The sequence below is a fragment of the Phytohabitans sp. LJ34 genome (genome assembly GCF_052068095.1).
In the GTDB taxonomy this organism is placed as follows: Bacteria; Actinomycetota; Actinomycetes; order Mycobacteriales; family Micromonosporaceae; genus Phytohabitans.
In genome coordinates this window covers 165422-181153 of sequence record NZ_JBQHDG010000003.1, presented here as the reverse complement: position 1 = coordinate 181153, position 15732 = coordinate 165422, and the positions used below count along the sequence as shown (strand labels likewise).

General features: G+C 73.6%; 9 protein-coding genes. 2 read left to right on the top strand and 7 right to left on the bottom strand.

The features are described from left to right. Together ACTMTJ_RS06220 and gltB are read right to left on the bottom strand one after the other, a co-directional pair. A complete protein-coding gene (locus ACTMTJ_RS06220) occupies positions 1-1476 on the bottom strand; it encodes a glutamate synthase subunit beta (protein ID WP_441215126.1) in 1476 nt (491 codons plus the stop codon). Further along, positions 1469-6037, bottom strand: a complete 4569-nt coding sequence (gene gltB / locus ACTMTJ_RS06215; protein ID WP_441215125.1) for a glutamate synthase large subunit — start codon at positions 6035-6037, stop codon at positions 1469-1471. The genes ACTMTJ_RS06220 and gltB overlap by 8 nt, the downstream gene beginning before the upstream one ends. Positions 6038-6155: 118 nt before the next feature. On the opposite strand from gltB, the gene ACTMTJ_RS06210 reads away from it, so the two are divergent. Further along, positions 6156-7004: a GNAT family N-acetyltransferase gene (locus ACTMTJ_RS06210; RefSeq protein ID WP_441215124.1), complete on the top strand. Its 849-nt coding sequence runs from the start codon at positions 6156-6158 to the stop codon at positions 7002-7004. Positions 7005-7379: 375 nt separating this feature from the next. Here ACTMTJ_RS06210 and ACTMTJ_RS06205 read toward each other — a convergent pair whose 3' ends face one another. The 3 genes from ACTMTJ_RS06205 to lgt form a co-directional block, all read right to left on the bottom strand. Continuing rightward, complete coding sequence (locus tag ACTMTJ_RS06205) at positions 7380-10352, bottom strand: AfsR/SARP family transcriptional regulator (protein ID WP_441215123.1); 2973 nt, start codon at positions 10350-10352, stop codon at positions 7380-7382. Positions 10353-10483: 131 nt separating this feature from the next. Continuing rightward, positions 10484-11680, bottom strand: a complete 1197-nt coding sequence (locus tag ACTMTJ_RS06200; RefSeq protein ID WP_441215121.1) for an FAD-dependent oxidoreductase — start codon at positions 11678-11680, stop codon at positions 10484-10486. A 25-nt stretch (positions 11681-11705) separates the two neighbouring features. Then, complete coding sequence (lgt, locus tag ACTMTJ_RS06195; protein WP_441215120.1) at positions 11706-12941, bottom strand: prolipoprotein diacylglyceryl transferase; 1236 nt, start codon at positions 12939-12941, stop codon at positions 11706-11708. 120 nt (positions 12942-13061) lie between these two features. Here lgt and ACTMTJ_RS06190 point away from each other — a divergent pair, with 120 nt between their 5' ends. Beyond that, positions 13062-13550, top strand: a complete 489-nt coding sequence (locus tag ACTMTJ_RS06190; RefSeq protein ID WP_441215119.1) for an NUDIX hydrolase — start codon at positions 13062-13064, stop codon at positions 13548-13550. Positions 13551-13672: 122 nt separating this feature from the next. Here ACTMTJ_RS06190 and trpA read toward each other — a convergent pair whose 3' ends face one another. Both trpA and trpB read right to left on the bottom strand, forming a co-directional pair. Continuing rightward, positions 13673-14479 carry a tryptophan synthase subunit alpha gene (gene trpA / locus ACTMTJ_RS06185; protein WP_441215118.1) on the bottom strand — a complete coding sequence of 269 codons (807 nt, stop codon included), beginning with the start codon at positions 14477-14479 and terminating at the stop codon, positions 13673-13675. After that, the gene (gene trpB / locus ACTMTJ_RS06180) at positions 14476-15696 is read right to left on the bottom strand and encodes a tryptophan synthase subunit beta (protein ID WP_441215116.1); all 1221 of its coding nucleotides are present in this window, start codon (positions 15694-15696) and stop codon (positions 14476-14478) included. The genes trpA and trpB overlap by 4 nt, the downstream gene beginning before the upstream one ends. Between the last annotated feature and the right edge of the window lie 36 nt (positions 15697-15732).

The following is a 15732-nucleotide window of genomic DNA, read 5'->3' as shown; positions in this document are numbered from 1 at the left end:
CTACACCGCCAGGGGTTGGGCCGCCGGGGTGACCGGGGCCGGGAGCGAGCCTTCCCCGCCGAGGTACGAGTGGATGGCCGCCGCCGCGGCGCGGCCTTCGGCGATCGCCCACACGATGAGCGAGGCGCCGCGGTGCATGTCGCCGGCCACGAAGACGCCGTCGGCCGCGGTCTGCCAGTCGGGGCGGGCGTCGATCGCGCCGCGCCTGTTGCGGGCGACGCCGAGCTGGTCGAGCAGCGGCTGCTCCTCGGTGCCGTCGAAGCCGATCGCCAGCAGCACGAGGTCGGCCGGCAGCTCGCGCTCGGAGCCGGGCACGAAGGTCAGGATGCGCCGGCCGTCGACCTTCTCCACGGTCACCTCGGCGATGCGCACCGCGCGCACGTTGCCGGCGCCGTCGTCGACGAACTCCTGGACCGCGACCGCGAACACGCGCTCGCCGCCCTCTTCGTGCGCCGGGTAGTTGCGCAGGATCCACGGCCAGACCGGCCACGGGTCGCGCTCTTCGTCGCGGGCGTCCGGCGGCTGCGGGTACAGGTCGAGCTGGATGATGCCCGCCGCGCCCTGCCGGTGGGCGACGCCCAGGCAGTCGGCCGCCGTGTCGCCGCCGCCGATGATGACCACGTGCTTGCCGTTGGCGTCGATCGGGGCGGAGTCGGCCAGGCCGGCAACCACACGGTTGGCCGGGACGAGGTGGTCCATCGCCAGGTGTACGCCGCGCAGCTCACGGCCGGCCGTCTCCGGTGTGTCCCGGCTGGCGAGCGCGCCGCATGCCAGCAGCACCGCGTCGTGAGACTCGCGCAACGAAGAAGCCGTCACATCCACGCCCACGTTGACCCCGGTGCGGAAGAGGACGCCCTCGGCCGCCATCTGCGCGAGGCGGCGGTCGATGTGCTCCTTCTCCAGCTTGAAGTCGGGGATGCCGTAGCGCATCAGGCCGCCGATCGCGTCGTCCCGCTCGTACACGGTCACCTGGTGACCGGCGCGGGCGAGCTGCTGCGCGGCGGCGAGCCCGGCGGGCCCGGAACCCACGACCGCGACCCGCTTGCCGGACGGCGGCGGCACGGCCTGCGGGGTGACGTACCCCCGCTCGAAGGCCCGATTGATGATCTCGACCTCGACCTGCTTGATGGTGACCGGCTCGCCGCCGGCGATGCCGAGCACGCACGCCGCCTCGCAGGGCGCCGGGCACAGCCGCCCGGTGAACTCCGGGAAGTTGTTGGTGGCGTGCAGCGACTCGATCGCCGACGCCCAGCTGCCGGTGCGGACCAGGTCGTTCCAGTCGGGGATGCGGTTGCCCAGCGGGCAGCCGTCGTGGCAGAACGGGATGCCGCAGTCCATGCAGCGGGTGGCCTGCTCGCGGATCAGCCCCTCTTCGGCGACCGGGTAGACCTCGCGCCAGTCCTGGATGCGCACCGGGACCGGCCGCCGGGCGGGAAGCCGGCGGCCGTAGCGAAGGAAACCTTGAGGGTCAGGCACGAGCGACCTCCATCACCGCTTCGTCGATGTCCCGACCGGCAGCTTCGGCGGTGCGGATCGCTTCCATGACGCGCTTGTAGTCGCGCGGAACCACGGCGGTGAACTCCTCGACCGCCTCGGTCCAGCGCTTGAGCAGGTGTTCGGCGACGGCCGAGTCGGTCTCGGCGAAGTGCCGCTCGACGAGCGTGCGGAGCGTGACCTGCTCTTCGTCGGTGAGCGGCTCGAGCTCGACGAGCTCCGGGTTGACCCGGCTCTTGTCGAGGCGCCACACGAACGCGGTGCCGCCGGACATGCCGGCCGCGAAGTTGCGACCGGTCGCGCCGAGCACCACCACGGTGCCGCCGGTCATGTACTCGCAGCCGTGGTCGCCGACACCCTCCACAATGGCCACCGCGCCGGAGTTGCGGACGGCGAAGCGTTCGCCCACCCGGCCGCGCAGGAAGACCTCGCCGTCGGTCGCTCCATAGAGGATGGTGTTGCCGGCGATGATCTGCTCCTCGGCCACGAACGGCGCGGTGCTGAACGGCCGCACCACGAGCCGCCCGCCGGACAGGCCCTTGCCCACGTAGTCGTTGGCGTCGCCGAACAGGCGCAGTGTCACGCCCCGCGGCAGGAACGCGCCGAACGACTGGCCGGCCGTGCCGTGCAGCGTCACGTCGACCGTGTCGTCGGGCAGCCCGGCGCCGCCGTACCTGCGGGCGACCTCGCCGCCCAGCATGGCGCCGACGCTGCGGTGCTCGTTGCGCACCGCCACCACCGCGCGGACCGGCTCGCGGCGCTCCAGCGCGGGCCCGGCGAGCGCGATCAGCTCGTTGTCGAGCGCGCGGTCGAGGCCGTGGTCCTGCTCGCGGACGCGCCGGCGCGCGGCGCCCTCGGGCAGCTCCGGCACGTGCAGCACCGGGCGGAGGTCGAGGCCGCGCGCCTTCCAGTGGTCGACCGCCGGCGCGATGTCGAGCATCTCGGCGTGGCCGATCGCCTCGTCGAGGGAACGGAAGCCCAGCTCGGCAAGGTATCCGCGCACCTCCTCGGCGAGGAAGAGGAAGAACGACTCGACGAACTCCGGCTTGCCCGTGTAACGCTCGCGCAGCACCGGGTTTTGCGTCGCGATGCCGACCGGGCAGGTGTCGAGGTGGCAGACGCGCATCATGATGCAGCCGGAGACGATGAGCGGGGCGGTGGCGAAGCCGTACTCCTCGGCGCCGAGCAGCGCCGCCACGATCACGTCGCGACCGGTCTTGAGCTGGCCGTCGACCTGCACCGTGACGCGGTCGCGCAGGCGGTTGAGCAGCAGCGTCTGCTGCGCCTCGGCGAGGCCCAGCTCCCACGGCGTGCCGGCGTGCTTGAGCGAGTTGAGCGGGGACGCGCCGGTGCCGCCGTCGTGGCCGGAAATCAGGATCACGTCGGCCTTGAGCTTCGCGACGCCCGCGGCGACGGTGCCGACACCGACCTCCGAGACGAGCTTCACGTGCACCCGCGCCGCCGGGTTGACGCACTTGAGGTCGTGTACCAGCTGGGCCAGGTCTTCGATGGAGTAGATGTCGTGGTGCGGCGGCGGCGAGATGAGGCCGACGCCGGGCGTGGCGTGGCGGGTCTTGGCGATCCACGGCCAGACCTTGTTGCCGGGCAGCTGGCCGCCCTCGCCGGGCTTGGCGCCCTGGGCCATCTTGATCTGGAGGTCGTCGGCGTTGACGAGGTATTCGCTCGTGACGCCGAACCGTCCACTCGCGACCTGCTTGACCGCGGAGCGCCGGGACGGGTCGTAGAGCCGGTCGACGTCTTCGCCGCCCTCGCCGGTGTTGGACTTGCCGCCCAGGTTGTTCATCGCGACGGCGAGCGTCTCGTGCGCCTCGGCGGAGATCGAGCCGTACGACATCGCGCCGGTGGCGAAGCGCTTGACGATCTCGCTCGCCGGCTCGACCTCGTCGAGCGGCACGGCCGGGCGCACGCCGGTGCGGAGCGTGAAGAGGCCGCGCAGCGAACCCGCCTCGGCCGCCAAGCCGTCTACAGTGGACGTGTACTTGCGGAACACGTCGTACTGGCGGCTGCGGGTGGCGTGCTGGAGCAGAAACACCGTCTCGGGGTTGAACAGGTGCAGCTCGCCCTCGCGGCGCCACTGGTACTCGCCGCCCACCTCCAGCCGGCGGTGGGTGCGCTCGGCCTGGTTGGCCGGGTAGGCACGGGCGTGGCGGGCCTTGACCTCCTGGTGGATCCCGGCGAGGGTGACCCCGCCGATCTTGCCGGGCGTGCCGGCGAAGTAGCGCTCGACCAGCCGCGCGTCGAGGCCGACCGCCTCGAAGACCTGCGCGCCGCAGTACGACGAGACCGTCGAGATGCCCATCTTGGACATGATCTTCAGCACGCCCTTGCCGAGCGCCTTGACGTAGTTGCGCACCGCGGTGGCCGGCTCGATCCCGGGCAGCGCGCCGGTCGCGATGAGGTCTTCGACCGACTCGAACGCCAGGTACGGGTTGACGGCCGCCGCGCCGTATCCAATGAGGACGGCCGCGTGGTGCACCTCGCGGCAGTCACCGGTCTCCACGATGAGCGCGACCTGGGTGCGCGTCTGCTCGCGTACCAGATGCTGGTGGACCGCCGCGGTGAGCAACAGCGACGGGATGGGCGCGAGGGTCGCGTTGCTGTCGCGGTCGGAGAGCACCAGGATGCGCACGCCGTCTTCGATCGCCTCGGAGACGTGGCGGCAGATCTGGGTGAGCCGCGCCTTGATGCCGGCCGCGCCGTCGCGCAGCGGGTACAGCCCGGAGACCCGCACCGCCTTGAAGCCCGGCAGGTCGCCGTCTTCGTCGACCGACAGGATCTTCGCCAGCTCGTCGTTGTCGATAACCGGGTAGGGCAGCACGATCTGCCGGCAGCTCGCGGGGCCCGGGTCGAGCAGGTTGCCCTCCGGGCCGATCGTGGACTGGAGGCTGGTGACCAGCTCCTCGCGGATCGCGTCGAGCGGCGGGTTGGTCACCTGGGCGAAGAGCTGGTGGAAGTAGTCGTACAGCAGGCGCGGGCGGGTCGACAGCGGCGAGATCGGCGTGTCGGTGCCCATCGAGCCGAGCGGCTCGGCGCCGGTGCGGGCCATCGGGGCGAGCAGGATCTTCAGCTCTTCCTCGGTGTAGCCGAAGGTCTGCTGCCGCCGCTGCACCGAGTCGTGGGTGTAGACGATGTGCTCCCGCTCGGGCAGGTCACCGAGGTCGATGAGGCCGGCGTGCAGCCACTCGTCGTACGGCTGGGCCGCGGCAAGCTCCGCCTTGATCTCGTCGTCCTGCACGATGCGGCCGGCGGCGGTGTCGACCAGGAACATGCGACCCGGCTGGAGCCGCCCCTTGGCCACCACGGTCGCCGGGTCGAGGTCGAGCACGCCCGCCTCGCTGCCGAGCACCACGAGGCCGTCGCTGGTCTGCCACCAGCGGCCGGGGCGCAGGCCGTTGCGGTCGAGCACGGCGCCGACGACCGTGCCGTCGGTGAACGCCACCGCGGCCGGCCCGTCCCACGGCTCCATCAGGCTGGCGTGGAAGCGGTAGAACGCGCGCCGCGCCGGGTCCATTTCCGGGTCGTTTTCCCACGCCTCGGGGATCATCATGAGCATCGCGTGGGGCAGGCTCCGCCCGGCCAGGTGGAGCAGCTCGAGCACCTCGTCGACGTTGGCCGCGTCGGAGGCGTCGGGCGTGCAGATCGGGAAGAGCCGCTTGAGGTTTCCGGGGATCACGCCGGAGGCCAGCAGCGCCTCGCGGGCGTTCATCCAGTTTTTGTTGCCCCGGATGGTGTTGATCTCGCCGTTGTGCGCGATGAACCGGTAGGGATGGGCCAGCGGCCACGACGGAAACGTGTTGGTGGAAAAGCGGGAGTGGACCAGCGCGATCGCGCTGGCGACCCGCTCGTCGCCCAGGTCGGGGAAGAACGCCGGCACCTGAGCCGGCGTGAGCATGCCCTTGTAGGTGATCGTGCGGGAGGACAGCGACGGGAAGTAGGCCGCCACACCCCGCTCGGCGCTCTCCCGCTCGGTCTGCTTGCGCACGCAGAAGGCGACCCGGTCGAGGTCGAGCCCGGTCAGCGGGCTGCCGGCCGGACCGTCGGGCGTGTCGGTGAGGCGGTGGGCGGCGAGGAAAACCTGCCGGATCCGCGGGCGGGCGGCCTCGGCCGACTCGCCCAGGTCGCTCGGGTCGACCGGCACGTCGCGCCAGCCCAGCAGGTCGGCACCCTCCACCAGCGCGTACTTCTCCAGCACCCGGATCGCGCGGGCCGCCGCCTCCTCGTCGTGCGGGAGGAAGACAAGCCCGGTCGCGTACTGCCCGGCGGGCGGGAGGGGAAAGTCGACCACGGCCCGGAAGAACTCATCGGGCACCTGCAACATGATGCCGGCACCGTCACCCGTATTGGGCTCCGCGCCGCGCGCGCCCCGGTGGTCGAGCCGGCACAACGCCGACAGCCCTTTGGCTACGACGTCGTGGGAACGCTGGCCCGACAGATCCGCCACGAAGGCCACACCGCAGGCGTCGTGTTCGTACGCCGGGTCGTAGAGCCCTTCGGAGGTGCGCTGAGGGTGCGGATGAACCACCGGGCCTCCTTGTCGTCGCTCGCGCTACGTGGGATAGGTCGGGACGACGTCGGCCCTGCTGAGTCCTTCGAGTCTACGTTAGGGGTTCCTGAACTCCACCAGCGGAGATTGATCACACGTGGCTGAACTGTTCGAACGGTTGGAACGCTTCTACGACGCCGTGCCCCGGGACGGTGCCCACACCGAGGACTTCGGTGGACTCGTGCTCTTCGTCCGTGACGGACCGGGCTGGCCGTTCTACGCGCGCCCCCGCCTGGGCGCCGCAGCACCGCCATCCGCCGCTGACATTACCTCGGTTCGCGCTCGTCAGCGCGCTATCGGTGCGCCCGAGGCATTCGAGTGGGTACACGAGGTGACGCCGGACCTACTGGCCGTAGCCCGCTCGGCCGGACTCGCGGTACTCGAGGCGCCATTGATGGTCCTGGATCCATCCGCCCTGGTCACCCCGGCGGGCGCGGAAGTCCGCTTCCTCGACGCGGCGGCACCGACGTTCGCCGCCGACGTCGCGGTGCGCCGGGCCGTCGGAGCGGTCGGATTCGGTACGCCCGGCACCTCCACGGGCTTGGCCGGTCCCAAGGAGCGGGACGCCGCGGTGCTCCCCGTCTCCCCCGAGGAACTGGCCGACGAGCGCCGCATGATGGACGCCGGCCGCCGCGCCTCGGTGTTGGGATATTTGTCACCGTCACCACCGGACCCCGACCTCGAAGGCGTGGTGGCGAGTGGCATCCTCCAGCGGGTCGACGACGTGGCCGAGATCGCCGGCGTGGCGACGCTCCCCACCGCCCGCCGCCGAGGCCTCGGCGCGGCCGTCACGGCGGCACTGGCGAGGCACGCCCTCGACAACGGCGTCGACCTGGTCTTCCTGTCGGCCGGCAGCGACGACATAGCCCGCGTCTACGCGCGGGTCGGCTTCCAACGCGTAGGCACCGCCTGCATCGCCACCCCATCCGTCTTCCCCACGGCTTAGCCCGCTCCGGTGACCCCGCCGCCGCTAGCTGACGGCGGGGTCACACCGCGACATTGCTTCGAAGCAGGAATTGCCCGGGCTTCACGGCAGAATTGCCCGGGTCCGCGTCAGCGGCGGACCGCCGCTCCCGCCGGAGACCGCGGAGCCCGGCGGCTCGCAGAGCGAGCCGAACCCCCCGGCCCCCGCTGCCACCCCCGCGCCACAAGCCCACCCCCGTGACGCACGGTGCGGGCGACCGGTTTTCGATTCTCTTGTCGCGGCGCAGGCGACTCGCTCAACATCTGGGCGGCGCCATGATCGTTAGCCCTACAGCCGCGGGGGCCCCGCGCAACGGCACGGACCACGACGGACGTCGCGGTAGCTCACAAAATTTCTCTAAATGGGCGGGATCAGAGCGCGCGCCGGCAATGGCGTGCCGTCGCCGAGGGCGGCGCGCAAGGCGGCCGCCGTCGCTTCGGTGTCGGGGCGTTCGCAGGCGGGGACGGGGGCGCCGATCTCGTCGCGGATGCGGCCGGCGTCGGCCAGGAGCTCGGCGGCGCGGGCCGGGTCGTCGCGGCGGTGTACCTCGGCGAGGGCCTCCAGCACGCTCGCCGTGCGCCAGCGGTCGCCGACCTTGCGGTGGGTCGCGAGGCTCAGCGCGAGATGCTCCTCGGCCCGGTCTGCCCGACCGGTGCGCAGCTCGACCAGGCCGCGGAGGTTGTGCGCCCAGCCGACGCCTTCGGGGAAGCCCAGCGCGGCGTAGCGCTCCAGTGCCGCGTCGAGCAGGCTTGTGGCGCGGTCGGTGTCGCCGCGGTAGAGGGCGACGGCGCCGAGGTTCATCAGGGCGGAGGCGGCCGCCTCGGCGTCGCCCAGGCGTTCGAACCAGCGGCGGCAGGCGCGCAGGCGCAGCTCGGCGCGGTCGAAGTCGCCGGCCAGCCAGGCGGTGAAGCCGCGCAGCTGCACGGCGCGGGCCTCGCCCAGCTCGTCGCCGCACTCGACGTAGATGGCGGCGGCCTTGTCGAGGTGGGCGGCGGAGGCCTCGTACTGCGCGCGTTCGCGGGCCACCGAACCGAGGATCATCTCCACGCGGGCCTCCGCACGGCGGTCACCCAGGGCGCGGTAGGCGGCGCGGGCGGTGCCGGCGTACTCGGCGGCGGCCGGGTAGTCGCACAACAGCATCGCCAGCATGGCGGCGTCGGCCGCGGCGGCGCCGCGCAGGAGGGCGGGGGCGCGGGGGTGGCGGGCCAGCGCGGCGGCGAGCCAGCCGCGGGCCTCGCGGTAGTGGCCCTCGATCCGGCAGTACATGGCGAGCGCGGTGGCCAGGCGCAGGTCACCGTAGGGCACGGCGATCGGGCGGGCCTCGGCCAGCCAGGCCATCGCGGCGCGCATGTTGGGCGCGTCGGCGCGCAGCCGGGCCAGCCCGGCCTCCTGGGCGTGGCCGCGCAGGTCGGTGTCGGCCGCTTCGGCGACCCGCAGGTAGTGCGCGGCGTGTGCGGTGCGGGCGGCGGGCACGTCGGCGTGCAGGCGGGCCAGCGCGTGGCGGCGGATGGGCATGAGCAGGCGGTAGCGGCCGGCGTTGGCCTCGACCAGCGACGCGTTGACGAGCTGGTCGAGCGCGGTGGGGTCGGAGCTGGTGCCGGCGCGCACGGCGTCGGCCGCGGCGGTGTCGAAGCTGCCCGCGAAGACCGCCAGGCGCTCGAAGAACGCCTGCACGTCCGGCGCGAGCTGCTCGAGGCTGGACTCGACGGCGGCCGCCACGGTGCGGTGGCGGGGCGGGGTCGTGGGGTCGGGGCTGTGCAGCAGCCGCTGGTCGGTGCGGATGCGGGCGACGATCTCGGAGACGCTCAACAGCGGGGTGCGCGCGGCGGCCAGCTCGATGGCGAGCGGCAGCCCGTCGAGCTCCGCGCAGAGCTGGGCCACCGCGTCGGCGCTGCCCTCGGGCACCGGGCGGCCCGAGCGCGCCTGGGCCCGCTCCAGGAAGAGCCGGGTCGCGGCGTGCGTGGCCAGGTCGGCCAGCGTGTGGCCGCCGGCCGCGGTGGGCAGCGGCAGCGGCGGGACGGGCACGATCGACTCGTCGTCGGCCCGCAGCGGCGCCCGGCTGGTGGCGAGGATGCGCAGCGCCGGGCAGCGGGCGAGCAGCTCGCGCGCCAGCTCGCCGCAGCCGGCGACCAGATGCTCGCAGTTGTCGAGCACGAGCAGCACCTCGTGCTCACCGATCTCCTCGGCGATCGCGTCGACCGGGTCGAGCCCGGGATCCTCGCGCAGGCCCAGCGTCTCGGCGACCGCGCTGGGCACCAGGACCGGCCGGTCGACCACGCTGAGGTCGACGAACCAGGCCACCGGCCCGCCCAGCACGCCGGCCGCGGCGATCGCCAGCCGGGTCTTGCCGGCGCCGCCGGGGCCTACCAGCGTGACCAGCCGGTGGGCGGCGAGCCGCGCGCCGATGTCGTCGAGGAGCGTGTCACGGCCGAGCAGGCTGGTCAGCGGCACCGGCGGCGGCGCCACCCGCCGGGGCACGCGGGGCTCGGGCCGGGGCGGGGCGGGCAGCTCGGCGATGTCACCGCGCTCGGCCGCGGCGGCCAGCGCGCGCAGCCGCTCGCCCGGCTCGACGCCGAGCTGGTCGGCGAAGGTGCGGACCGCGCGCTCGTACACCGATCGGGCGGCCGCCCGCCCGCCGCTGAGCAGCGACGCGGTCAGCAGCAGCTCCCACCGGCGCTCGCGCAGCGGGTGCTTGGCCACGCCCGCCTCGAGCTCGGTGGCCGCCACCTCCGCCGCCTTGGTGGCCTCGATGCCGGCACGCACCGCGGCCCGGTCGGCGACCGGCGCGCCGGTGGCCCGGACCGCGTCGCCGGCGTGGCGGAGCACGCAGTCCCACCGCTCCTCGTGGGCCCGGGTGCGGGTGTCGCGCAGCCGCTTGGCCTCCGCGGCCGCCCAGCCGGTCAGTGCGATCCCGTCGAGCGGGGTGTCGGAACGCCACCGGGCCAGCGCGCGGTCGTAGAGGGCGATCGCGGCCGGGAGGTCTCCCGCAGCCCGCCGGGAGCGGGCCCGGCGCAGCTCGTCTTGGCAGCGGAGCGCGTCGATATGCCGAGCGCCGAGGCGCATGCCGGACGGGCGGGTCTGTAGCGCGCCGCGCAGGCCGACCCGGGCCAGCGCACCGGCGAGTGCCGCCGCGTCGCGGTCGAGGGCCACCGGGTCGAGGCCCGCCGCGCTCAGCTGGGCCCAGCCGACGACCTCACCGCCGCGCAGGCCGAGGGCGGCGAGCAGCCGGCGCGCGCCGGTGGCGAGCGGAACCGGCCCACCCGGACCGGTCAACTCCACCGGCCCCAGCAAGCGCACCTGTCCCGGGCGTACGCGTAGGCCATCGGTCATTGCGCGTAGTGTGCCCCTCGCGCGCTGCGACGGTCAGCATCCGTTCGGTCCGACTTCTGCGCCCGCCGTGTGCCGGCATGGATGTCCGCCCGGCTACGTGACTGCCCCCTTCGGGCAGATTCGCGATGAGGTCAGGCGGGGGGTTTCCAGGCCGCGGCGGCGGTCGCCGCACTGCCCATCAGGCGCGGGCTGATCGTGCCCAGCGCGGCGTCGCGGGCGCGCAGCGCGAGGCGGCCCCGGGCCTGGAGCACCGCGGACATCCGGCGGGTCTGGCGCACGACCGTGGCGGCGCGGGGTCGGCGCTGCCGGGAGTACGCGGCGATCGCCTCCCGCACCTGCCCGCCGGGCACCGCGTCGCGCAGCACCGAGCCGAGCGTCGCCGCGTCTTCCAGCGCGAGGCACGCGCCCTGGCCGAGGTGGTGCGGCATCGCGTGGGCGGCGTCGCCGAGGAGCGCGAAACCGCCCGGCCCGGCCGGGAAGCCGTACTCGCGGGGCAGCGGGCGCAGCTCGCGCACCTCCTGCTGCACGAGGTCGTCGGGCTCGGTGGCGGCGAGCAGGTCGCCGATCGGCGGGTGCCACTTGGCGAACCACCGCCGCAGCAGCGCGAGCTGGGTGGCCGGCGGCTCGGGCCGGGGCGCGCCGGCGGCCGTGGCGACCCAGTAGACGCCGCCGCGGGTGGAGCCGCCGGACGAGCCGCGCTGGCCGAGCTGGGCTGCGACGAAGCGGTATCCCGCGCCGAGCGTCTCCCCCACCACCGGGCGCCCCTCGTTGAGCGGTGGCACGCGATACCACGGGATGACGGCCCGCCACGCCGCGCAGCCCGAACTGACCACAGTGGACTCCGGCGCCAGCCGCCGCCGCACCGCGCTGTCGATGCCGTCGGCGGCCACGACGACGTCTCCCTCGTACGTGGTGCGGCCGTCGCTCACCGCGGGCCGCTCCCGCTCGTCGGCCCGCACGCCGCGCACGGTCACGCCGGTGCGGATCTCGACCCGGTCGCCGAGCCCGGCCACGAGCGCGTCGTACAGGTCTTCGCGGTGCACGATCACCGGGCCGCGCCCGACCACACCGCGCGGCTGCACGAGCCACTGCCCGTCCGGCCGGCGTACACCGCTGTCGGGCAGCGGCGTGGCGATCGCGTCGAGCCCGCCGGCGAGGCCGAGGGCGTCGAGGGCGCGCATCGCGTTCGGCCAGAGGATCAGCGCGGTGCGCTCGGCCCGGACCCGGTCGTCGCGCTCCAGCACAGTCACCTGCCAGCCGGACCGGGCCAGTGCGCCCGCTACGGCCAGGCCGCCGATGCCCGCCCCGACGACCACAGCCGTACGCATCGGTGGCGCCCCCTAGTCTCGTGCCTCAGCGGTCGTCTTTGGAGGTGACCGCGCGGTCCGGCGGGTCGGCGTCGCCGGCGGGGCCATTGTCGCCGTCCGCGGAAGCGCCGGGGTCGGACGCGCCGTCCGCCTTCTCGGCGTCGTCGTCATCGTCGCCGGGGTCCTCGGTGATCGCCACGTCGCCGGTGCGCTCGATCGTCTCGTCGTCCGCGAAGTCATCGAGCAGGTCGCCCGAGTCGCCGGCCGGCTCGTCGTCGGGTGGCAGGTCGCCGGTCTCCTTGTACCGCAGGTACTGCTCCTCGGTCACCACGCGGTAGCCGCTGGGCTTGGCCGCCGCCCGCTCGGCCGCGCCGCCGGAGACGTCCCGCTGCGAGACGTCGGTGCTCCCGCCGCCGACCGGGGCGAGCGCCGGCGCGTCCCGGGGCACGAGGAACTCCTGGAAGCCGCGGGTGCGCACGAAGTAGAGCAGGGCACCGAGGAAGAGCAGCACCGAGACGTACACGTTGACCCGCACGCCCGCGATGTCGTTGGCCTCGTCGGTGCGCATCAGCTCGATCCAGAACCGGCCGACCGTGTAGCCCATCACGTAGAGCGCGAAGGCCCGCCCCTTGCCCAGCTTGAACCGGCGGTCGACGAGCAGCACCAGCACCGCGACCCCGATGTTCCACAGCGCCTCGTAGAGGAACGTGGGGTGGTAGAGGTCGGGCTCGAGGATGGGGTCGCCGTTTTGGTCCTTGAGGGCGTGGCCCGGGTTTTCCGGGTCCATCTGGTGGATCTTGAGGCCCCAGGGCAGGGTGGTGACGCCGCCGTACAGCTCGTTGTTGAACCAGTTGCCCACCCGGCCGACCGCCTGCGCGAGGGGCAGGCCCGGTGCCACCGCGTCGGCGACGACGGTCAGCGGGATGCCGAGCTGGCGGCAGGCGATCCAGCCGCCGAGCACGCCACCGGCGACCGCGCCCCAGACGCCGAGGCCACCCTCCCAGATCTTGAACGCGTCAGCCGGGCTGCCGCCCTCGCCGAAGTAGTCCTGCGGCGACGTGATGACGTGGTAGAGCCGGGCGCCGACGATGCCGAACGGCACCGCCCACACCGCGATGTCGAGGACCGCCCACGGCGGCCCGCCGCGGCGGCGCAGCCGGAACTCGGTCACCGCGCAGGCGACGGCGATGCCGAGGACGATGCAGAGAGCGTATGCCCGGATCGGGATCGGACCGAGCTCCCAGACCGCTGAGCTGGGGCTCGGGATTGCGGCGATTGTCACGGGTGCACACGCTACCGTCGCGGGCCGCGCTCGCGTTAGCCCGGTCACGCCCAAATCGGGCATGGTTTGTCGGTGAACGACGGCTGACTTCTCCGTTGGGCAGTCGTACGCTCTTTGTCCATGAGCTCTTTGACCTCCGCGGTGGCCGCCGTCATCACCGACGCCGCCGGCCGCGTGCTGCTCTGCCAGCAAAGTCAGGGGCACCGGCTGTGGTGCCTGCCCGGCGGTCGCATCCGCCAGGCCGAGAGCCCGGTCCACGCGGCGATCCGCGACATCCGCGAGGAGACCGGTCTGGAGACCCACATGGTCGACCTGGTCGGCGTCTACGAGCTGACCGGCAACACCTGTGGCGAAGACATGCCCGACGTGCTCAAGTACGTCTTCCGCGGCCAGATCGACGGCGGCGAGGCGAGCGTCAACTCACCCGGCCGGATCAGCCGGCTGTCCTGGCACGACCCCTCGATGCTGCCCGAGCCGATGACCCCGGTCGCCCGCGCGGCGATCGCGGACGCGGTGGCCGGCCACTCCGGTGTGCTGCGCCACGTGCTGCGCGACAGCGAGCCGGAGATCCCCGAAGCCGCCGAGCCGCTCACCGCGGTCGCGGCCTAGATCGCGAGGGAGGCTAGCGCGGCGGCGTCTGGACTGAGGCGACGCGGACCTCGACCACCGCAGACCGCCGCCGAGGGAAGACGTCGCCTTCAAGCGCTGCGCGACCGAGCGATCCGTCAAACTCAGGCCTCCCGCTTGACGGCCCGCACGCCGCGGGCCAGGTCGGCGCTGAGCGCGCGCAGGGACGCCAGCCCGGCGGCCTCGTCGGGCGCTTCCAGCACGCACCGGACCAGTGCGCTGCCCACGATCACCCCGTCGGCGAAGGAGCCGACCTCGGCGGCCTGCGCGCCGTCGCGTACCCCCAGACCCACGCCGACCGGCAGGTCGGTGACCGCCCGGACCCGGGCGACGAGCGCGGGCGCCGCGGCCGACGTCTGGTCGCGGGCGCCCGTGACGCCCATGACGGCGGTCGCGTAGACGAAGCCGCGGCAGTGCCCCACGGTCATCGCGAGGCGGGCGTCGGTCGACGACGGCGAGACCAGAAACGTGCGGTCGAGCTGGTACGCGTCGGACGCGGCCAGCCACTCCCCCGCCTCGTCCGGGATGAGGTCGGGCGTGATGAGACCGGTGCCCCCGGCGGCGGCGAGGTCGCGGGCGAAGGCGTCCACGCCGTACCGCTCGATCGGGTTCCAGTAGGTCATCAGCACCACCGGCACCCCGGTGCCGGCCACGGCCTCGATGGCCCGGAGCGTGTCCTGGGTGCGGACGCCGCCGGCGAGCGCGATGTCGCTCGCCTTCTGGATAACCGGACCGTCCATGACCGGATCCGAGTACGGCAGCTCGACCTCGATCACGTCGATGCCCGCCTCGGCCATCGCGACCATCGCGGCGATGCTGCCCTCGACGGTCGGGAAGCCGGCCGGCATGCACCCGATCGCCACCGCGCGCCCCTCGGCCCGCGCCTTCTCGAAGACCTCGGTGAGGCTCATGCGTCCAAGATCCCGAAGTAGGAACCCGCGGTCTCCACGTCTTTGTCCCCCCGACCCGACAGGTTGACGATGATGGTCGGCTCGCGGCCGAGCTCCGCGGCGAGCGCCGGCGCGATGGCCAGCGCGCCGGCCAGCCCGTGCGCGCTCTCGATCGCCGGGATGATGCCCTCGGTGCGGCAGAGCAGCTGGAACGCGTGCATCGCCTCGGCGTCGGTCACCGGCAGGTACTTCGCCCGCCCGGCCTCGTGCAGCCAGGCGTGCTCCGGCCCCACGCTCGGATAGTCGAGGCCCGCAGAGATCGAGTACGACTCGACGGTCTGCCCGTCCGCGTCCTGGAGCACGTACGTCCGGGCGCCGTGCAGCACGCCGGGCGAGCCGCCGCTGAAGCGCGCCGAGTGGCGGTCGGTGGTGACGCCCTCGCCGCCGCCCTCGAACCCGAACAGCCGGACGCCCTCGTCACCCACGAACGCGTGGAAGATGCCGATCGCGTTGGACCCGCCACCCACGCAGGCGGCGACCGCGTCGGGCAGCGTGCCGGTCTGGTCGAGGAACTGCTGGCGCGCCTCCACGCCGATGCCGCGCACGAAGTCGCGCACCATGCCCGGGAACGGGTGCGGCCCGGCCGCCGTGCCCAGCAGGTAGTGCGTGTCGTCTACAGTGGACACCCAGTCGCGGAGCGCCTCGTTGATCGCGTCCTTGAGCGTGCGGGAGCCAGTCTTCACCGGGACGACCGTGGCGCCGAGCATCTTCATGCGGGCGACGTTGAGCGCCTGGCGCTCGGTGTCGACCTCGCCCATGTAGACGACGCACTCCAGGTCCATCAGCGCGGCCGCCGTGGCGGTGGCCACCCCGTGCTGGCCGGCGCCGGTCTCGGCGATCACCCGCGTCTTGCCCATCCGCTTGGTGAGCAGCGCCTGGCCGAGCACGTTGCGCACCTTGTGCGCGCCGGTGTGGTTGAGGTCTTCGCGCTTGAGGTAGATCCGCGCGCCGGCCGCCGCGGAGAACCGGTCGGCGCGGTAGAGCATCGACGGCACGCCCGCGTAGTCGCGCAGCAGCCGCCCGAACTCGGCCTGGAACGCCTCGTCGGCCATCGCGTGCCGGTAGGCCACGTCGAGCTGGTCGAGCGCCGCGATGAGCGCCTCGGGCACGAAGCGCCCGCCGAACCGCCCGAAGTGCCCGCTGACGTCCGGCAGGAGGCCGGCGGCTGAGGCGTTCACCGTCCTTCACCTTCCGGTCGGTGCCGCGCCGGAAGC